General features: G+C 74.7%; 12 protein-coding genes. 8 read left to right on the top strand and 4 right to left on the bottom strand.

The genetic code is table 11. From position 1 onward, the window contains the following. Window positions 1-137: 137 nt before the first annotated feature. The 6 genes from ligA (at window position 138) to ACIA6B_RS20435 (ending at window position 10,923) form a co-directional block, all read left to right on the top strand. Complete coding sequence (ligA, locus tag ACIA6B_RS20460) at window positions 138-2,291, top strand: NAD-dependent DNA ligase LigA (RefSeq protein WP_396775377.1); 2,154 nt, start codon at window positions 138-140, stop codon at window positions 2,289-2,291. A 151-nt stretch (window positions 2,292-2,442) separates the two neighbouring features. Then, complete coding sequence (locus ACIA6B_RS20455) at window positions 2,443-5,073, top strand: putative bifunctional diguanylate cyclase/phosphodiesterase (protein ID WP_396775375.1); 2,631 nt, start codon at window positions 2,443-2,445, stop codon at window positions 5,071-5,073. Window positions 5,074-5,179: 106 nt separating this feature from the next. After that, window positions 5,180-5,485 (top strand): Asp-tRNA(Asn)/Glu-tRNA(Gln) amidotransferase subunit GatC, encoded by a 306-nt coding sequence (gatC, locus tag ACIA6B_RS20450; protein ID WP_281935881.1) that lies wholly within the window; start codon window positions 5,180-5,182, stop codon window positions 5,483-5,485. Next, window positions 5,482-6,957 (top strand): Asp-tRNA(Asn)/Glu-tRNA(Gln) amidotransferase subunit GatA, encoded by a 1,476-nt coding sequence (gene gatA, locus ACIA6B_RS20445; protein ID WP_396775371.1) that lies wholly within the window; start codon window positions 5,482-5,484, stop codon window positions 6,955-6,957. The genes gatC and gatA overlap by 4 nt, the downstream gene beginning before the upstream one ends. Before the next feature lie 13 nt (window positions 6,958-6,970). Continuing rightward, on the top strand, window positions 6,971-8,467 hold the full coding sequence (gene gatB, locus ACIA6B_RS20440) for an Asp-tRNA(Asn)/Glu-tRNA(Gln) amidotransferase subunit GatB (RefSeq protein ID WP_281935876.1): 1,497 nt from the start codon (window positions 6,971-6,973) through the stop codon (window positions 8,465-8,467). Between the two features lie 107 nt (window positions 8,468-8,574). After that, window positions 8,575-10,923, top strand: a complete 2,349-nt coding sequence (locus tag ACIA6B_RS20435) for a transketolase-like TK C-terminal-containing protein (protein ID WP_396775368.1) — start codon at window positions 8,575-8,577, stop codon at window positions 10,921-10,923. A 314-nt stretch (window positions 10,924-11,237) separates the two neighbouring features. Here the strand turns inward: ACIA6B_RS20435 and ACIA6B_RS20430 are convergent, their stop codons facing one another. The 3 genes from ACIA6B_RS20430 to ACIA6B_RS20420 all read right to left on the bottom strand — a co-directional run bounded on the left by ACIA6B_RS20430 (window position 11,238) and on the right by ACIA6B_RS20420 (window position 15,944). After that, window positions 11,238-12,845, bottom strand: a complete 1,608-nt coding sequence (locus tag ACIA6B_RS20430) for a metallophosphoesterase (RefSeq protein ID WP_396775366.1) — start codon at window positions 12,843-12,845, stop codon at window positions 11,238-11,240. A 54-nt stretch (window positions 12,846-12,899) separates the two neighbouring features. Then, window positions 12,900-14,075: a PQQ-dependent sugar dehydrogenase gene (locus tag ACIA6B_RS20425; RefSeq protein WP_396775363.1), complete on the bottom strand. Its 1,176-nt coding sequence runs from the start codon at window positions 14,073-14,075 to the stop codon at window positions 12,900-12,902. 63 nt (window positions 14,076-14,138) lie between these two features. Further along, window positions 14,139-15,944 carry a SpoIIE family protein phosphatase gene (locus ACIA6B_RS20420; protein ID WP_396775361.1) on the bottom strand — a complete coding sequence of 602 codons (1,806 nt, stop codon included), beginning with the start codon at window positions 15,942-15,944 and terminating at the stop codon, window positions 14,139-14,141. Between the two features lie 142 nt (window positions 15,945-16,086). Here ACIA6B_RS20420 and ACIA6B_RS20415 point away from each other — a divergent pair, with 142 nt between their 5' ends. Beyond that, window positions 16,087-17,013: a 2-hydroxyacid dehydrogenase gene (locus ACIA6B_RS20415; protein WP_281935867.1), complete on the top strand. Its 927-nt coding sequence runs from the start codon at window positions 16,087-16,089 to the stop codon at window positions 17,011-17,013. Here ACIA6B_RS20415 and ACIA6B_RS20410 read toward each other — a convergent pair. After that, entirely contained in the window at window positions 17,007-17,417 is a 411-nt protein-coding gene (locus ACIA6B_RS20410; protein ID WP_396775359.1) for a PH domain-containing protein, read from the bottom strand. The genes ACIA6B_RS20415 and ACIA6B_RS20410 overlap by 7 nt on opposite strands. A 299-nt stretch (window positions 17,418-17,716) precedes the next feature. Between ACIA6B_RS20410 and ACIA6B_RS20405 the strand changes: the two genes are divergently transcribed. Further along, entirely contained in the window at window positions 17,717-20,275 is a 2,559-nt protein-coding gene (locus ACIA6B_RS20405; RefSeq protein WP_396775487.1) for an EAL domain-containing protein, read from the top strand. Window positions 20,276-20,279 lie beyond the last annotated feature (4 nt).

Here is a 20,279-nt window from a genome sequence, read left to right as displayed (position 1 = left end):
GGTTGCGGCCCGTCCGCTCCGCGGCGCGGCACGCGTCGCCGGGGCGGCGGGTCGCCCTGCTCAGCGCGGGTGGGCGGACGGTTGTCACAGCCGACCGTTACGGTTCGGGGGTAGCACGAGCACGGGAGGTCGACAGCGTGTCCGATGGTGGCGGCGTGTCCGAAGAAGCGGTTCCCCCGACGGTCGACGCCGCCCAGGAGGCGGCGGCCGGCGTCGAGCCGACCCCCGAGGCCCGGGAGCGGCACGCCACGCTGAGCCAGGAGCTCACCGAGCACCAGTACCGCTACTACGTGCTGGACGCGCCGACGATCACCGACGCCGAGTTCGACAGGCAACTGCGCGAGCTGGAGGCGCTGGAGGCGGAGTTCCCGGCGCTGCGCACCCCCGACTCGCCCACCCAGCGGGTCGGCGGCACGTTCTCCACCGACTTCACCCCGGTCACGCACGCCGAGCGGATGCTCTCGCTCGACAACGCGTTCGCCGACGAGGAGTTGGCCGCCTGGGCCGAGCGGGTCGAGCGCGACGCCGGCGGTCCGGTGCCCTACCTCTGCGAGCTGAAGGTCGACGGTCTGGCCATCAACCTGACCTACGAGAAGGGCCGGTTGGTCCGGGCGGCCACCCGCGGCGACGGCCGCACCGGTGAGGACGTCACCGCCAACGTCCGCAGCATCAAGGGCGTGCCGGCCCGGCTGACCCCGTCCGACGACTTCCCCGACGTGCCCGAGCTGATCGAGGTGCGCGGCGAGATCTACTTCCCGGTGGCCGGGTTCGCCGACCTCAACGCGAGCCTGGTCGAGCAGGGCAAGGCGCCGTTCGCCAACCCACGCAACGCCGCCGCCGGCAGCCTCCGGCAGAAGGACCCGCGGGTCACCGCCGGTCGGCCGCTGCGGCTGGTCGTGCACGGCATCGGCGCCCGCAAGGGCTACCGGCCGTCCGCGCAGTCCGAGTCGTACGCCGCGCTCAGGGCGTGGGGGCTGCCCACCAGCGACCGCTGGAAGGTGGTGGCCGACCTGGCCGGCGTCGCGGAATACATCGCCTGGTACGGCAAGCACCGGCACGACGTCGAGCACGAGATCGACGGCGTGGTGGTCAAGGTCGACCCGGTCTCCATCCAGGGTCGCCTCGGCTCGACCAGTCGCGCGCCGCGCTGGGCGATCGCCTTCAAGTACCCGCCGGAGGAGGTCAACACCACGCTGCTCGACATCGACGTCAACGTCGGGCGCACCGGCCGGGTCACCCCGTTCGCCGTGCTCCAGCCGGTCCTGGTGGCCGGCTCCACGGTCGCGCTGGCCACCCTGCACAACGCCCGCGAGGTCGAGCGCAAGGGCGTGCTCATCGGTGACACGGTGGTGCTACGCAAGGCCGGCGACGTCATTCCCGAGATCCTCGGCCCGGTGGTCGACCTGCGGCCGGCCGACGCCCGCCCGTTCGTCATGCCGACCACCTGCCCGGCCTGCGGCACGCCGCTCGCGCCGGCCAAGGAGAGCGACGTCGACATCCGCTGCCCCAACGGGCGGACCTGTCCGGGGCAGATCCGCGAGCGGGTCTTCTACCTGGCCAGCCGCAAGGTGCTCGACATCGAGGTGCTCGGCGAGAAGGGCGCGGCGGCGCTGCTGGACGCGCAGATCATCACCAACGAGGGCGACCTGTTCCAGCTCGACGCCGAGCAGCTCGCCCGCTCGCCGTTCTTCGTGAACAAGGACGGCACCCTCGGCAGCAACGCCACCAAGCTGCTGGAGAACCTGGCCGAGGCCAAGGAACGGGACCTGTGGCGGGTGCTGGTGGCGTTCTCCATCCGGCATGTCGGCCCGACCGCGGCGCAGGCGCTCGCCCGGCACTTCCGCTCCGTCACCGCGATCGAGGAGGCGTCCGAGGAGGAGCTGTCCTCGGTGGACGGCGTCGGGCCGACCATCGCCGCGAGCCTCAAGGAGTGGTTCGCCGTCGACTGGCACCGCGACGTGGTGCGCAAGTGGGCCGCGGCCGGCGTCCGCATGGCCGAGGAGTCCGCCGACGAGGGGCCGCGCCCGCTCGACGGGGTCACCGTGGTGGTCACCGGCACGCTTGCCGGGTTCAGCCGTGACGAGGCCGCCGAGGCGATCCAGAGCCGGGGCGGAAAGGTGACCGGCTCGGTCTCCAAGAAGACCGGCTTCGTGGTGGTCGGCGACAACCCCGGCACCAAGGCCGACAAGGCGGCCACGCTGAAGCTGCCGATCCTCGACGAGGACGGGTTCCGGGTGCTGTTGGAGTCCGGTCCGGAGGCGGCCCGGGCGGTGGCCCGGGTCCAGGAGTGACCGGCGCCCGGGTGACCGCCCGGCGGCGTATACCAACTTAATTACGACTAGCACCGATTCGTGACTGCGTGTCGGGGAAAGCGGTCCGTAGGGCGTTTCATTGGCGTACGGCGCGTGACGGCGCGCGCCAGGACCGTGCCCGGGAGGTGCGATGGCGACCGACGACCCGCGCAACTCCGTCCCGCCGGGGCGGACCGGGCCGTTCTTCGGCTTCGTCGGTGCGGTGGGTGTCGTCGCCCTGCTCGTCTCGGTCGGGCCGCTTGCCGCGCTGCCCGGCCGGCTGACCGAGCTGCCGGTCGCGTTCTGGACGATGGCGGCGCTCGCCGTCGCCTGCGACGCCCGCCCGTTCGTCCCGCCCGGCCGGCGGCAGACCTCGGCGGTCTTCCCGTCCACCTGCTTCACCTTCGCCATCCTGCTCGGCTGGGGTCTCGGCCCGGCGGTGGCGGTGCAGGCCGTGGCGGTGGCCGTCTCCGGATGGCGTCTCGGGTACGCCGCCTGGCGCACCGGCTTCAACGCGGCCCAGTACGCGTGCGCGCTGGCCGCCGCGTACGCGGTCACCCGGTTCGGTCCGGGCGAGCTGTTCGGCGGCGGCCGGCTGCACTGGACGGACGTGGCAGCGGTGGGCGGCGCCACGGTGGCCTGGTTCGCGGTCAACTACGGGCTGGTCAACTACGCCATCCGACTGCGCTTCGGGGACCGGTGGTGGCCCAACGTCCGGCTCGGGCTGGCCTACGAGCTGCTCTCCACCGGCTCGCTGCTGCTGCTCGCGCCGGTGCTGGTGGCCGCCGCCCGGGCCAGCGCGGCGCTGATCCCCCTGGTGCTGGTGCCACTCTTCGCGGTCTACCGGATGGCCCGGCTCTCCGCCGAGCGGGAGCAGCTCGCCGACGTCGACCCGTTGACCGGGCTGCCCAACCGCAAGGCGTTGCTCAGTGAGGTGGTCGAGCAGGTGCACCTGCACGCCGAGCGGGCCGCCCGGGGCGAGCCGGACGCGCACGTGGCCCTGCTGCTGCTCGACCTGGACCGGTTCAAGCACGTCAACGACGCGCTCGGCCACGCGGTGGGCGACCGGCTGCTGGTCGAGGTGAGCGCCCGGCTGATCGACGTGGTCGGCGAGCACGAGATGGTGGCGCGGCTCGGCGGCGACGAGTTCGCCATCGTCGTGCCGGGGCTGACCGGCGTCGAGGAGGCCCGGGAGCGGGCCGACCGGGTGGTCGCCGCGCTGGCCGAGCCGGTGCCGTTGGACGGGCTGCCGCTGGACGTGGGCGGCTCCATCGGCGTCGCGCTCTTCCCCGAGCACGGCGAGGACTTCGCCACCCTGATGCGGCACGCCGACGTGGCCATGTACGACGCCAAGCACCGCACCGACACGGTCGCGATCTACGCGCCGGAGTCCGACCACAACTCGGCCGAGCGGTTGAGCCTCCTGGCGGACCTGCGCCGGGTGCTGGAGTCCTCGCCGTCGTCCTCCGGTGAGCCGGTGGGCGTGCGCGGCGGGGACGGCGCGGCGCTGACGCCGGGTCTGCCCACCGCCCGGCCGGCGCACCCGGGTCGGCCGGACGGCGGGCACCCGGTCCACGACGCGCGGCCGGCTCGTGAGGGCCGGCCGGGGCAGGAGGGCCGGCCGGTCCACGCGGACGGCCGGGGCGCGGAACGGCCCCGCGTCGACCCGGTCCGCAGGCGGCTCCGGTGGCGTCGGGAGCGTGTCGAGGCGCGCTCCGACGACGACCTGATCGAGCGGATCCTGACCGGCGCCGACCCGACCCGCCGCCGGGCCGACCGGGTCTCCGACCCGGTTCGTTCCGGCGGTGACCCGGCGTCGGCGGCGTCGGCCCCCTCGGCGTCGACCGCGGCGGCCTCACCCCCGGCGGCGAAGGCGGCGCCGGCTGTGTCGATCGCGCCGGCCCCGGCCGGCGGATCCGCCGCGGAGGTCGCCCCGGCCGCGCGGCTCGCGGAGACCACGGCCGCGTCGGCCGCGGAGGCCGGCGAGATCACCATGTACTACCAACCGCAGATCGCCATCGCCACCGGCGAGGTGGTCGGCGTCGAGGCGCTGCTGCGCTGGCGGCACCCGCGCCGGGGCATGGTCGACCCGGGGGAGCTGATCCAGGTCGCCGAGCAGAGCGCGGTCATGCGGCTGCTCACCCGCCGGGTGGTGGACGACGTGGTGGAGCAGCTCGCCAAGTGGTCCGCGGCCGGGCTCACGTTGCGGGCCGCGCTCAACGTCAGCGTCCGGGACCTGCACACCGGCGAGATCGCCGACCAGATCGCCGACCGGCTGACCCGGTACGGCGTCCCGCCCGAGCGACTCCAGGTGGAGATCACCGAGGGCGCGCTGATGGCCGACCCCCGTCGGGTGCTGGCCAGCATCACCCACCTGCACCGGATCGGCGTCGGAATCGCGCTCGACGACTTCGGCACCGGATACTCCTCCCTCCAGCACCTGCGCCGGCTGCCTCTGTCCGAGGTGAAGGTGGACCGGTCGTTCGTGCTGGGCATGGCCGACGACCCGGACGACGCGGCGATCGTCCGCTCGATGATCGAGCTGGCCGGCGCGCTCGGCCTGCGGGTGGTCGCCGAGGGCGTGGAGGACGAGCGCACCTGGCGGCTGCTGCACGCCGCCGGCTGCGACGTGGCACAGGGCTGGTTCCACGCCCGGCCGATGCCGGCCGAGGAGCTGATCGCCTGGCTGTCGCGTTACCGCCCGGTCCGCCCGACCGCGGTGGACGGCGACGGGCGGGGCGGGCCGGCGGCGGAGGAGGGGGAGTCGAGGGCGTCGTCGTGACGGCGGGACAATAGACTCGCTCCGGTCACCGCGCGTCATCGTGCTCCGCCAGGCGCGCGGCCGGCACACGCAGACGTCTGAAGGACAGCCACGAAGGGGGCACCCGATGGCCGCCATCTCCCGCGAGGAGGTCGCGCACCTCGCGCGACTGTCGCGGCTCGCCGTCACCGAGGAGGAGCTGGACATGTTCGCCGGCCAGCTGGACGTGATCCTCCAGTCGGTGGCGCAGGTCGGCGAGGTCGCCGCGGCGGACATCCCGCCGACCTCCCACTCGGTGCCGCTGACCAACGTGCTCCGCGAGGACGTGGTGACGCCGAGCCTGACCCCGCAGGAGGTGCTGTCGGGTGCGCCCGACGCCGAGGAGCAGCGGTTCCGCGTTCCGCGGATCCTGGACGAGGATGTGGCATCGTGACCGACCTGACCAGGCTTAACGCCGTCGACCTCGCCGGCCTCGTCGCCAACGGTGACGCCTCGGCGGTCGAGGTCACCCGCGCCCACCTGGACCGGATCGGTGCCGTCGACGACCGGGTCCACGCGTTCCTGCACGTTGACAGCGACGGCGCGTTGGCCGCCGCGCGGGCCGTGGACGAGCGCCGCGCCGCCGGCGAGGAGCTGGGCCCGCTGGCCGGCGTCCCGGTCGCGGTCAAGGACGTGCTGACCACCAAGGGCGTGCCGACCACCGTCGGGTCGAAGATCCTGGAGGGCTGGCGTCCGCCGTACGACTCGACGATCGTCGAGCGGCTGCGCGCCGCCGGCACGGTGATGCTCGGCAAGACGAACATGGACGAGTTCGCCATGGGCTCGTCCACGGAGTACTCCGCGTACGGGCCGACCCGGAACCCGTGGGACACCGAGCGCATCCCGGGCGGCTCCGGCGGCGGCAGCGCGGCGGCGCTGGCCGCGTACGAGGCGCCGCTGGCGATCGGCTCGGACACCGGCGGCTCGATCCGCCAGCCCGGCGCGGTCACCGGCACGGTCGGCGCGAAGCCCACGTACGGCGGCACCTCCCGGTACGGCCTGGTGGCGTTCTCCTCGTCGCTGGACACGCCCGGCCCGTGCGCGCGTACCGTGCTCGACGCCGCGCTGCTGCACCAGGTGATCGGCGGCCACGACCCGCGCGACTCCACCTCGATCCCGGCCCCGGTGCCGGACGTGGTGGGCGCGGCGAAGCTCGGCGCGAGCGGTGACCTGACCGGCGTCAAGCTGGGCGTGGTCACCGAGTTCACCGGCGAGGGCGCCGAGCCGGGCGTGATGGCGGCGTTCCGCGAGTCGGTCGAGGCGCTGGCCAAGCTGGGCGCCGAGATCGTCGAGATCCCCTGCCCGCACTTCAAGTACGCGCTGCCGGCCTACTACCTGATCGCGCCGAGCGAGTGCTCCTCCAACCTGGCCCGCTTCGACGGCGTCCGGTTCGGCCTGCGGGTCGGCGACGACGGCAACCGGTCGCTGGAGGAGGTCATGTCGCTGACCCGCGAGGCCGGCTTCGGTCCCGAGGTGAAGCGGCGCATCATGATCGGCACGTACGCTCTCTCGTCGGGCTACTACGACGCCTACTACGGCCAGGCGCAGAAGGTCCGCACGCTGATCACGCGCGACTTCACCAGCGCGTTCGAGCAGGTGGACGCGCTGATCTCGCCGACCACGCCGTTCGTGGCGTTCCCGATCGGCGCGCGCACCTCCGACCCGTACCAGATGTACCTGGCGGACCTGTTCACCATCCCGACGAACCTCTACGGCGGCCCGGCCATCTCGGTGCCGTGCGGGTTGTCCGACGGGCTCCCGGTGGGTCTGCAGATCATGGCCCCGACCATGGCCGACGACCGGATGTACCGGGTCGCCGCCGCGCTGGAGTCCAGCGTCGGCACGTTCACCCCACCGGCACTGTGAGGCAGGAGCTCAGATGACGACGACACTGCCCGCGTACGACGAGGTCGTCGCGCGCTACGAACCGGTGATCGGCCTGGAGACCCACGTCGAGCTGGGCACGAACACCAAGATGTGGTGCGGCTGCCCGACCGACTTCGGTGGCGAGCCGAACACCCGGGTCTGCCCGGTCTGCCTGGGCCTGCCCGGCTCGCTGCCGGTGGCCAACAAGGCGGCCATCGAGGCGACCATCCGGATCGGCCTGGCGCTGAACTGCTCGATCGCCGAGTGGTGCCGGTTCGCCCGGAAGAACTACTTCTACCCGGACATGCCGAAGAACTTCCAGATCAGCCAGTACGACGAGCCGCTCTGCTTCGACGGCCACCTGGACGTCGAGGTCGACGGCGAGCTGGTGCGCATCGGCATCGAGCGGGTGCACCTGGAGGAGGACACCGGCAAGACGCTGCACGTCGGTGGTGCCACCGGCCGCATCCACGGCGCCACCGAGTCGCTCGTCGACTACAACCGGGCCGGCATCCCGCTCGTCGAGATCGTCACCAAGCCGATCCCCGGCACCGGCGCGCTCGCCCCGGAGATCGCCCGCGCGTACGTCGCCGAGCTGCGCGACGTGATCCGCTCGCTGGGCGTCTCCGACGTCCGGATGGAGGAGGGCTCGCTGCGCTGCGACGTCAACACGTCGCTGAACCTGCCCGGCGCGGAGTGGGGCACGCGGACCGAGACCAAGAACGTCAACTCGCTGCGCTCGGTCGAGCGGGCGGTCCGCTCGGAGATGCTGCGCCAGGCGTCGGTGCTGGACGCGGGCGGCCGGATCGTCCAGGAGACGCGCCACTTCCACGAGGACACCGGCGACACCACGTCGGGCCGGTCCAAGGAGACCGCCACCGACTACCGGTACTTCCCGGAGCCGGACCTGGTGCCGCTCGCGCCGGACACCGCCTGGGTGGCCGAGCTGAAGGCCGCCCTGCCGGAGCTGCCGCGGCTGCGCCGCAAGCGGATCCAGCAGGACTGGGGCCTTTCCGACCTGGACATGCAGTCGGTGGTCAACGCCGGCGCGGTGGAGCTGATCGAGGCCACCGTGGCGGCCGGCGCCACGCCGGCGGCGGCCCGCAAGTGGTGGCTCGGTGAGCTGTCCCGGCGCGCCAACGAGACCGGCGTGGAGCTGGCCGACATCGGGGCGACCCCGGCGCAGGTGGCCGAGCTTCAGGGCCTGGTCGATGCCGGCAAGCTCAACGACAAGCTGGCCCGTACGGTGCTGGAGGGCGTGGTGGCCGGCGAGGGCTCGCCGACCGAGATCATGACCGCCCGCAACCTGGAGGTCGTCTCGGACACCGGCGCGCTCACCGCCGCCGTGGACGAGGCGATCGCCGCCAACCCGGCCATCGCCGACAAGATCCGCAGCGGCAAGGTCGCGGCGGCCGGCGCCCTGGTCGGCGCCGTCATGAAGACCACCCGCGGCCAGGCGGACGCCAAGACCGTCCGCGAGTTGATCCTGGAGCGCCTCGGCGCCGCCTGACGTGCAAGGAAGGGCCCCTTCTTAACGCCTGGCGCATAGGAAGGGGCCCTTCTTAACGCCTCACCCCACACCGAGGGCGTCAACGGCGACGCCCGGATGGAGACAGCGTGAACACCGACGTCCTCGACGAGATCCAGCGCCGGGTGCTCTGGCTCGCCACCCGCATCGTCGACGCGGCCAACCACGACCGGGACACCGGCGACGGGGTGAAGGTCGGCGGCCACCAGGCGTCGAGCGCGTCGCTGGTGACCGCGATGACCGCGCTCTGGTTCCAGCACCTGGACGCCGAGGACCGGGTCGCGGTGAAGCCGCACGCCTCCCCGGTGTTCCACGCCATCCAGTACCTGCTCGGCAACCTGGACCGGTCCTACCTGCCGAAGCTGCGCGCCCGGGGCGGGCTCCAGTCGTACCCGTCGCGGACCAAGGACCCGGACGGGGTGGACTTCTCCACCGGCTCGGTCGGTCTGGGCGCCGCCGCGCCGCTGTTCGCGGCCGTCACCCGCCGCTACGTGGACGCGCACTTCGGCGCGCGCCCGCACTCACGGTTCATCGCGCTGATCGGCGACGCGGAGCTGGACGAGGGCAACATCTGGGAGGCGGTCGCCGACCCGGCCACCACCGGCCTGGGCAACGTGATGTGGCTGGTCGACTTCAACCGCCAGTCGCTGGACCGGGTCGTCCCCGGCATCCGGATCAACCAGTGGCGCGGCCAGTTCGAGGCCGCCGGCTGGCACGTCGTCGAGGTCAAGTACGGCCGCAAGCTCGCCGAGGCGTACGCCCGGCCGGGTGGCGCGGCGCTGCGCGACTGGATCGACCGGATGCCGAACGAGCAGTACCAGTCGCTGTTCGGGTTGGCCGGGCCGCTCCTGCGCAAGCAGTTCCTGGACGGCGCGCCGGACGAGGTGTCCGCGTTCGTCGCCGACATCCCGGACGACGAGCTGGGCCCGCTCGTCACCGACCTGGGCGGGCACGACGCGCAGGCGCTGCTCGACGCGTACGCCCAGTGCGACGCGGTCACCGACCGGCCGAGCGTGGTGTTCGCGTACACGGTGAAGGGCTGGGGGCTGCCGATCGCCGGCAACCCGCGCAACCACTCGGCGCTGCTGAGCACCGAACAGGTGGCCGCGCTGCGGACGGCGCACGGCCTGACCGCGGAGACCGAGTGGGACCGCCTCGACCCGGCGTCCCCGGCCGGCATCTGGGCCGGCGAGCGCCGGGAGGCGCTGTCCCGCGCGCCGCGCGAGCGGGCGCTGGGCGTCACCGTGCCGGAGTCGACCCGGGTACGCGCGAACAAGCCCGTATCCACCCAGGAGGTGTTCGGCCGGGTGCTCGTCGACCTGGCCCGTGACCCGCAGGTGGCGCCCTACCTGGTGACCACCGCCCCGGACGTGGCCACCTCGACCAACCTGGCCGGGTTCATCAACAAGACAAGTGTGTTCGCCCCGACCGAGCAGCGTTCGTGGACCGAGGACCGGATGCTGCGCTGGACGGAGAGCCCCGCCGGGCAGCACATCGAGCTGGGTATCTCCGAGATGAACCTGTTCCTGCTGCTGGGCCAGCTCGGCCTGTCGTGGGACCTGTCCGGCCAGCCACTACTGCCGGTCGGCACGGTCTACGACCCGTTCGTGCTGCGCGGGCTCGACGCGTTCCTGTACGGCACCTACTCCGGTTCCCGGTTCGTGGTGGCCGGCACCCCGTCCGGCATCACGCTGGCGCCCGAGGGCGGCGCGCACCAGTCCACCATCACCGCGTCGGTGGGCCTGGAGCTGCCCGGGGTGACGTTCCTGGAACCCGCGTACGCCGGCAGCCTGGACTGGCTGCTCTGCGACGCGCTCGGGCAGATCGCCGGGGGCGCCGCGCCGGCCGTCACCGCCGCGCCGGCCGAGGACGGGGCGTACTACTTCCGGCTCAGCACCCGGCCGATCGACCAGGCGCCGTTCGAGGCGGCGCGGGCCCGGCTCGGTGACGCGGTGCTGCGCCGGCAGGTGGTGGCCGGGGCGTACCGGCTCGTCGACGCGCACCAGGCGTACCCGGATCTGGCGGACGCCCCGGTCGTGCAGCTCGCCGCCTCCGGCGCGGTGCTGCCGGAGGTGCTGGCCGCCGCCGCGGAGCTGGCGGAGGAGGGCGTGGCGGCGCACGTGGTGGACGTGACCAGCCTGGACCGGCTCTACCGCGCGTGGCAGCGGACGCTGCGTCAGGGCGTGCGGACCGCCACCGTGCCGAGCGTGCCCGGCGCGCTGCGGTCGGCGTTCGCCGATCGGGTGCCGGTGGTGACCGTGCAGGACGCGGCCTCGCACGCGATGGCCTGGCTCGGTTCGGCGGTCGGCGCCCCGGCGGTGCCGCTCGGGGTGGACGAGTTCGGTCAGTCCGGCACCGTCCGGGAGCTGTACGAGCTGCACGACCTGCTGCCCGGCAGCATCGTCAACGCGGCACTGGCCGCGCTCGCGTTGCGCTGACCCGGCGGACGGCTGCGCGGTGCCGGCGACACGCGCCGTCGTGGCGGAGGGAGCGGGCCGCGCGGTGGCGGAGCGTGAGCGGCGGGCGTCGTCGCGCAGCGTGCTGGCCAAGTGGAGCGATGGTGGCACCGCGCACGGCCTTTGCTCTGCAGCCCTATCCGCAGCACGGCCCCGACCTGCCTGCGGGTCGGGGCCGTCGCGCGGTGCCGGTCGCCGGCACGGTGACACCCGGTGCCTGCTGCGTCGATGGCTGCAGAGCAAAGGGGACGCGGTCCGACACCCGTCCCGATGCCGCCGTCACGAAAAGTAACGGGTCAGCTGGGGGTCGGGGCCGGGGTGGCGCTCGGCGATCCCGATTCCGGGGCGCCGCGGGTCGGCGTCGGGGTGACCGGCACCTCGTCGCCCTTGGCCGGGTCCCGGATGACGTGCCGTTCCAGGTTGACCTGCGACTGCCCGGTGCCGCCCACGGTGATCTCGTCGTACGCCTGGAGCAGCTTCTGCTGGTCGAAGTAGAGCACCGTCATGGCCAGCGGCGTCGGCTTCTCACCCTCCAGCCCGCGCAGCCCGGCCCCACCGGTCGAGCCCTCCACCATCAGCGTCGTCGGCTGCTCGCCCGGCACCTGCGGCAGCTTCGACACCTGACGGGCGTGGGTGTGCCCGGAGAGCACCAGCGGGCAGGTGCCGGAGAGCGGCCCGGCCGACGCGGGGTCGTGCACCAGCGCCACGTCCACCTTCCGCGGTGACTTCTCCACCGTGGCGGCGAGCTGTTCGCCGGCGCCGATCACCTGGTCGGCCACCGCCGAGGTGAGTCCGCTGCCGGCCGGCGAGGTCTCCTTGTCCGGGGTGAACCGCGGGTCGCCGATGCCGGCGATGGTCAGCCCGGCCACGGTCGTGGTCGAGTTGTTCAGCACCACGGCGTTCGGCTGTTGGGCCACCGCCGCGGCGGTCCGTGGCGAGTCGTGGTTGCCGCGGATGTAGACGTAGGGCTTCTTGAGCAGGCCGATCGAGCCGACGTAGGACGCCTCCGGCTCGCTGCCCCAGTCGGTGAGGTCGCCGGTGTCGATCACGACGTCGATGCCGAACTGCTCGACCACCGTGCGGATCAGCTGCCAACCGGTCGGGTTGAGGTGCATGTCCGAGACGTGCAGCACCCGGGTGGTGCCCGGGGACGGCTGCACCACCGGCAGCGCCGAGACCGTGGTGTAGAGCTTGCTGACGTTGCCGACCAGCCGCTGGAGCTGCTCCGCGTACTTGGTGTAGTCGTTGGCGATCCGCCGCGCGTCGCCCACGATCGCGGGCGCGTTGACCAGCAGCCCCTCGTACCGCGGTTCCTCGATCGCCTGTGGTCGCAGGGTCGCCGCGCCCAGGCCGAGACTGCCGGCGGTGATGACCAGCGCCAACCCGCCCGCCCAGGCGGTCCGCCGCACGTCGCGGAAGACCAGCCCGGCCAGGAGCAGGGTGGCCAGCACCGCCGCGGCGAGCGTCCGCAGGCCGAGCCGCATCACGCCGTCCCGGACGTCCTGCACCGCCGACTGGCTGGCCCGGCTGATGCTCGCCGGATCGTCGATGAGCGCCTCGGTGCGCCGCTGGTCCAGGGAGCCCACCTCGACGGTCAGGTACGCCGGCCCGTCGTGGCTGTCCAGCAGCAACGCGCCCAACGGCGGGATGTCGACGGTGGTGCCGCCGCTCAGCGACGGGCTGAGCTTCAGCTCCGCCCGGAACGGGCCGATGTCGGTGCCGACGTGGCCGCCGGCGTACGTGCCGACCACGATGCCGCCGAGCGCGACCGCGAGCAGCGCCAGCGCCACGCCGACCCGGCGCAGCCGGTGGCCCGGCCGCCAGGCCGCGAGGCGGCGGGCGCGTCCGGTCGCCCGGGACGTGGGGTCCTCGGCGCGCTGCTCTTCGTTGTCCTGGCCGTCCATGCTGAGATTCTGACCTGCCCAGTGAGTGATCTTGGCAAACCTGCCCGAAGCGGCTCAGCTCCGGCCGGCGCCGCCGTCCGCGAGGACCAGCCGCAGGATCCGGTCGTCCTCGGCGGCCGGCCGGCCCCGGCCGTCCCGGTTCGAGGTGCTCACCCAGATCGAGCCGTCCGGCGCCACGGCGGCGGCGCGCAGCCGACCGTACCGGCCGGTGAGCAGCTCGCGCGGCTGGCCCAGCACGGTCCCGTTGCCGGCCAGCTCGACCAGCCACAGCCGCTGTCCGCGCAGGCAGGCGGCGACCAGCAGCCGCTCCACGGCGGCCAGCCCGGAGCAGGACGCGTCGGCGGTGCGCCACTGCACGACCGGGTCCACGTAGCGGTTGTCGTCGCCGCGCCCCTCGACCTGCGGCCAGCCGTAGTTGCCGCCCTGGTTGATCTGGTTGATCTCGTCCCAGGTGTTCTGGCCGAACTCCACCGCGTACATCCGCTTGTCCGGCATCCAGGCGAAGCCCTGCACGTTGCGGTGCCCCGAGGACCACACCGGCGAACCGGCGGTCGGGTTGCCCGGGGCCGGCTTGCCGTCCGGGGTGATCCGGAGGATCTTGCCACCGAGGCTCTTCGGGTCCTGCGCGTTCGCGGTGCGCCCGGCGTCCCCGGTGCTCACGTAGAGGAAGCCGTCCGGGCCGAAACCCAGGCCGCCGCCGTCGTGGTTGCCGGCCTTCGGGATGCCGGTGAGGATCGGCGTGGGCGTCTGGCCCAGCCGCAGCTTCGCGACCCGGTTGTCGGCCTCGGCCGTGTAGTAGACGAAGATCATCCGGTCCTGCGCGTACTTCGGCGAGACGGCGATGCCGAGCAGGCCGCCCTCACCGCCGGCGGCCACGCCGGGGACCGTCTGCACCGGCCGGACGGCCAGCCCGTCCGGCCCCGACTCCGGGCCGACCTGGACGATCCGTCCGCTGTCCCGCTCGGTGACCAACGCCGCGCCGTCGGGCAGGAACGCGATCGCCCACGGCACCGCCAGCCCTTTCGCCAGCACCGTGGCCACCACCTGCTGGCTCGCCCCGCCGGGGCTGGCCGTGCTCGACGGCGTCGGCAGGTTGGGCGGCTCGCCGGCCGGGTCCGGCTCGGGCTCGCCGAGCGCGCAGCCGGCGGTGCCCAGCAGCAGCGCCGCGCAGGACGCCGCCAGCACCGTCCGGAGGCGGTGGACTCGGGGGTACGGCAGTCGCGGGCTCACCCGGCCCAGCCTAGCCGCACGCGGCGGCGAACCGGGCCGGACGAGGCGGTGCGGGCCGGCCGCTCAGCCGGCGCGCAGGGCGAGCACGGCGACGTCGTCCTCGCGGCGGTGCGCGGTGGCCAGCAGCCGGTCGCAGAGCGCGGCCAGCGGCACGTCGGGACCGTCGGCGGCGAGCCGGTCGAGCAGCTCCGCCTGCCCCTCGTCGATCGGCTGGTCCCGGCGTTCGATCAGACCGTCGGTGTGCAGCAGCAGCGTGTCGCCCGCAGCGAGCGTCAGCGTCCGGCCGGTGCGCCGGGGCGGGCGGACCAGACCGAGCAGCGGGCCGCCTCCCTGCGCCACCGAGACCGTGCCGTCGGCGCGGATCAGCAGCGGCGGCGGGTGCCCGGCGTTGCACCAGCGGACCCGGAGCGCACCGTCGCCGGGGCGGACCCGGGCCAGCACGGCGGTGGCGACCGTCGGCACCCGGAGCCCACCGATGGCCCGGTCGAGGTTGGCCACCAGCTCCTCCACCGGATCGTCGCGCCCGTACGCGTTGCCCCGGACCAGGTTGCGCAACTGACCCATGGTGGCGGCGGCCTCGATGTCGTGGCCGGCGACGTCACCGATGGCGGCGATCAGCTCGCCGTCGGGCTGGACGAACGCGTCGTACCAGTCGCCGCCGACCTCGACCCGGTCCGCCGCCGGCAGATAGCCGGCGGCCAGCTCCATCCCGGACACGCTCGGCAGCACCGGCAGCATGCTGTGCTGGAGCACCTCGGCCACGTGCCGCTGCTCGCCGTAGAGCCGGCTGTTGCCGACCGCCTGGCCGGCGCGTACCCCGATGTCCTGTGCGGTCCGCAGGTCGCTCGCGTCGAACCCGCGCCGGCCGGCGCGGTTGACAAGCGTGACGGCGCCGATCACCCGGTCGCCGACGGCGGTGATGGGCACCGTCAGGTGCGAGCCGATGCCGAGCCGTTCGGCAAGCGGCACCAGCTCCGGGCGGGTGGTGCCGCGCGCCACGTCCCCGATGCCGGCCTCGCCGCGCATCACCGGCCGACCGGAGCGCAGCACCGAGCGGATCAGCGACTCCGGGCCGAGCCCGGTGGTCAGCAGCGTGGCGAAGCGGGCCAGGTCGGCGCGGCGTTCCCCGTCCCGGTGCACGCCGGAGACGCTGCGCGGCCGGCCCGCCGGGTCGACCAGCGTGATCAGGCACCAGTCGGCCAGCAGCGGCACCATGGCGTGCGCCAGGCGGTCGACCGCGGTGGCCACGTCGAGCGTGCCGCCGAGCATCTCGCTCATCCCGGCCAGCATCGCGAGCCGGTCGTGGGCCTCCTCCGCGCGGCGGCGGGCCTGCTCGGCGCTGCGGACCGCGATCCGCAGCCGCAACTCCGACGAGCAGGCGGCGGCCAGGTCGGCGAGCGTCCGCAACTGCTCCCTGGTCCAGGCACGGGGCTTGCTGTCGATGGCGCAGAGCGAGCCGAGCACCCGCCCCTCCAGATCGGTCAGCGGCATGCCCGCGTACGCCACCACGCCGAGGTCCTCGATGGCGAGGTTCAGCCGCACCCGGGGGTAGAGCCGGGCGTCGGGCAGCACCATCGGCACCTCGATGTCGACGACGTGCTGGCAGAACGAGTGGCTGAGCGGGGTCTCCCGGCGATCGGCCCAGGGCTGCGGCAGCCCGGTCGCGCCGGGGAAGAACTGGCGATCCGCGTCGACCAGGGAGACCAGCGCGACCGGCACGTCGAGCAGGTCGCCGACCAGCCGCGCGAACCGGTCGAACGCCTCGTCCGGCACCGCGTCGAGGCGTGTCTCGTCGAGGGACCGCAGCCGGTCGGGATCGGTCAGCGCCGGAATCGGCGCCGCCTTCCGCTCCGGGTCGTCCTCGCTCATCGGCCCCCTGTCGTGCGCACCGCGACGCCGGCCGGCGTCCCGCCCCCGATTAAACCCTGTCGCACGGGTGTCCGACCCCCGGCGGGGCGTTCGTCACGGCCGCCGCGACGTCGACCTGCGGTTACGGATATCGTCGGCGGTCGTGAAGGCATGGATTCCGCACCCCGACGGTCGTCGCCTGCTCGGCGAACTGCCGCCCGACGTCACCGTGGAGGTGCTGACCGATCCGGCCCGCCTCCCGTCGTCCCCGGCCGGGGTGCGGTTCTGGGTGCCGCCGTTCCTGGCCGGCCCGGACGCCGGCGCGCTCCTGGCCGACCTGCCGGACGTCGAGGTGGTGCAGTTGCTCTCCGCCGGCGCGGACGCGTGGGCGGGCCGGATGCCGGCCGGCGTGACGCTCTGCGACGCCCGCGGCGTGCACGACTCGGCCACCGCCGAGTGGGTGGTCGGCGCGATCCTGTCCGCGCTGCGCGGGTTCGCGCCGCTGGCCCGCGCCCAGGCTCGCCGGGAATGGGCGTACGACGAGGTAGCCCCGACCGACGAGCTGGCCGGCAAGCGGGTGCTGATCGTCGGCGCCGGCTCGATCGGCGCGGCGGTACGCGCCCGGCTCGCCCCGTTCGAGGTGAGCTTCACGCTCGTCGCCCGGACCGCCCGACCCGACGAGGACGTGCACGGGGTGGCCGACCTGCCCGCCCTGCTGCCGGCCGCGGACGTGGTGGTGCTGCTGGTGCCGCTGACCGGGCAGACCCGGGGTCTGGTCGACGAGCGGTTCCTCGCCGCGATGCCGGACGGCGCGTTGCTGGTGAACGCCGCGCGGGGACCGGTGGCCCGGACGCCGGCGCTGCTCGCCGAGCTGGCGTCGGGGCGGCTCCGGGCCGCGCTGGACGTCACCGACCCGGAGCCGCTCCCGGCCGACCATCCGCTGTGGGAGCTGCCGAACGTGCTGCTCACCCCGCACGTGGCCGGCTCGGTGCGCGGTCTGCTGCCGCGTGCGTACCGGCTGGTGGGGGCGCAACTGCGTCGCTTCGTGGCCGGGGAGGAGCTGACGAACCGGGTGGTGGACGGCTACTGACCGGTGTCGTCGTCGGGCCGCTCCCGACCGGCGCCGTCGTCGGGGAGGCGCTGCCCGGTGGCGGCGACCAGCCGGGGGAGTTCGCTGGCGCGTACCGCGGGCAGCACGAGCACCTGCCCGTCGTCGAGCCGGACGACGGCCCGGCCGCGGGCGTCGCCGGCCAGCTCGGCGACCCGGTCCCAGGGCACCCGTCGCTGCCCGACGAGTGCCCGCAGCCGTAGCTCCCGGGCATCGGCGTCGGTGCCGGACCGCCACGCCCACAGCGCGATCCCGAGCGGCACCAGCAGCACCCAGAGCAGCCACCACCGGGCGGTGGCCAGCGGCAGCGCGCCGATGAAGGCGACGATGGCGGCCACCAGGATGGCCTGGTTGGGACGGAAACGGACGGTGTCGGCGCGACTCACGCTCCGATGATCGCATCCGGCCAGCTCACGCCCCTGCGCCGCCCCCGGGGCCGGGCCGCTCAACATGATTGTGACGCGCGTCACTAATAACGTGCCGTCACCGGCCGATTCCGGGATCGTTCTTAGGCATGGCCGCAGCGGTCCACGCCGATGCGACCGTGCCTGCCCGACCCCGCACGTCGCACCGCAACAGCACCGCCCCGTGCCCCCTCACGAAGGCGACCGCCGTGCCCGTCATCCCCTCCGCCGGACCCCGCCGGCGGCCACCGCTGCCCGACCTGACCGTCTCGCTCATCGGCATGTTCTTTCTGCTGGCGGGTGTCGCTGGGCTCGTGCCCGGTCCGGCCGCCGCGGCGCTCGCCGTCGCCGGCGCCTCCGCCCTCGCCTGTGTCCGGCTCGCCTGGCTGGCGGGCGTCCCGCCCACCCCGGCGCCGACTCGCCACGCCGTCCCGGCGCGCAGCCCGCTGCCCTCGGCCCGGACGCGTCGCCGCGCAGCGGGCGCCGACCCGGTGACGCCGGCGCGGCCCGCCGTGCCGGGCGCCGCGAATCCGGCGTCGGGGCAGCACGCCGTTCCGCACCTCGCCGATCCGGCGTCGGCCTGGCTGGTCCGGGGCGTGTCGGGCGCCGACCCGTCGGCGTCGGCGCCGCACGCGGTGGCGGGCGCCGGCCATCCGACATCGACGCCGCGCGCCGTTCCGGGTCGGCCGAGGATCTGCCTCGGCACACCGGGGGCGGGCGGCTCCGGGCCGCCGGAGCGGGCCGTCGCCCCGGGCCGGGCCGGGGCGACCGGCCGGGCGGGTCCACCCGGCCCGGGCGCCGCGACCGGGCGGCAGGCCCGCCGGGTGGCGCTGTCCCGGCGGGTCGCCGCGATCCTCGACGCGGCCGTCCTGGTCGCCGGGCTCACCGTCGCGGTGCTGCCACTGAGCGACCCGGCGCACCGGCTGCCGGTGGCGCTGGTCGGGCTCGGCCTCACCGCGCCGCTGCACGCCGCCGCGCTGCTCCGCCTGCCGGGTCGGTCCCGGCTCCCCGGCCGGGAACGGCTGCGCCGCACCGTCGACGTGCTCGCGCTCGGCGTCAGCCTGGTCTTCGCCGGCTGGATGCTGCTGCCCGCCGGCCCGGTGCCGCCGGTCGCGTGGGTCGCCACCGGCGGCGGGGCGGTGGCGTTGGCCGTGCTCGCCATGGCGGCGGTCTCCGAACGCCGGCGTCGGCCGGGCGCTGCGTGCTGCCACGCCGGGGCCGGGCTCACGCTGGGCGGGTTGGCGCTGCTGGTGGTGCTGCTCGCGTACGACGCCCCGGATCGCGCGCTGTCCGCAGTCGCGCCGCCGGTGCTGGCCGGTGCGTTGCTGATCGCCGCCGGCGCCCGGCGTACCTCGGCCGGGGAGCGACCGCACCACGGGGCCGCGCCGGCCGCGTGGCCCCGGCTCACCGCGCCGGCCGGCATCGCCGCGCTCGCGGCCGGCGTGCACCTGGGCACGGCGGGCGAGTTCACCCCGGCGGCGATGGCCCTGGGCCTGGCGGTCATCCCGCCGATCATGGTGGGTGAGCTGCTGGCCGCCGCCGACCAACGTCGCCGGGTGGAGCGGCTCGCGGCCAGCGAGGCGTGGCTGCGGCGGCTGGTCGGTGTGGGCGACGACGGCGGTGAGCCGGCTTTTTTGACCCGGGCCGAGCTGGTGCGGGCGCTGTCCCTGCGCAGCGGCGGCGCGCTGCTCCTGGTGGACGTGCACGGCGACGAGGCGGCCCCGCCGGACGGGCCGGCGCTGGCCGAGGTGGGGCGCCGGCTGCGCGCCGGCTGTGGCCCGCACGATCTGGTCGCCCACGTCGGCGACACCGGGTTCGCCGTGCTCACCGATCTTGGGCCGGTGCCCGCGTACGCGCTGGGCACGCGGCTGCTGACGGCGCTCGCCGAGCCGTACCCCCGGCCCGAGGGCGGCACCCCGCTCCGGGTCAGCGTCGGGCTGGCCGAGACCACCGGTGGCGACCCGGAGGACGTGCTGCGCCAGGCCGACCTGGCCCGGCGGCGGGCGGCGCAGCTCGGCCGGGAGCGGATCGAGTGGTACGACGCCTACCTGGAAGAGCAACTGGTCCGCCGGCTCGACCTGGAGCGGGAGCTGCCCGGCGCGGTGGCCCGGGGCGAGCTGGACCTGGTCTACCAGCCGGTGGTGGCGCTGGCCGACCGGATGCCGGTCGGCACCGAGGCGTTGCTGCGCTGGCGCAGCCCGGCGCTGGGCACGGTGCTGCCGGCGGAGTTGCTGCCGGTGGCGGCCGACCTCGACCTGCTCGGCGAGGTCGGGTGGTGGGTGGTGGACCGGGCCTGCCGGCAGCTCGCCGCCTGGTCGGAAGGGGGCCGCGAGCTGTGGATGGCGGTCAACGTCACGCCGCGGGAGCTGGCGGCGACGGATTTCGTGGCGCGAACCGCGACCGCGTTGGCGGCGTACGACGTGCCGCCGGAACGGCTGGTGGTGGAGGTGGCCGAGCCGGCGGTGGGGGCGGAGTTGCCCACCGTGACGGCGCGGCTGGCCGGCCTGCGGTCGCTCGGGGTGCGCACCGCGCTCGACGACTTCCGCGCCGAGCACGCCTCGCTCGCCCAGCTCCGCCGGTTGCCGATCGACCTGCTCAAGGTGGGCCCGCACCTGGTGGCGCCGGGCGGGGACGGGCAGCGTCCGCTGATCGACGTGGTGGCGAACCTTGGCGACCGGCTCGGCGTGGAGGTGGTGGTGGAGGGGCTGGAGTCGGACGGTCAGGTGGCCGGCGCCCGCCGGGCCGGTTGCCGGTACGGCCAGGGCTTCGCGTTGGCCCGGCCGGCGACCGCGGAGCGGGTCGAGGCGTGGTTCGAGGAGTTCCCCTCGGCGTCCCGGTGAGGAG

This window comes from Micromonospora sp. NPDC051141 (assembly GCF_044455765.1).
Taxonomy (GTDB): Bacteria; Actinomycetota; Actinomycetes; order Mycobacteriales; family Micromonosporaceae; genus Micromonospora.
Note: the sequence above shows the minus strand (reverse complement) of the source record. Positions and strands in the feature narration are given on the sequence as shown.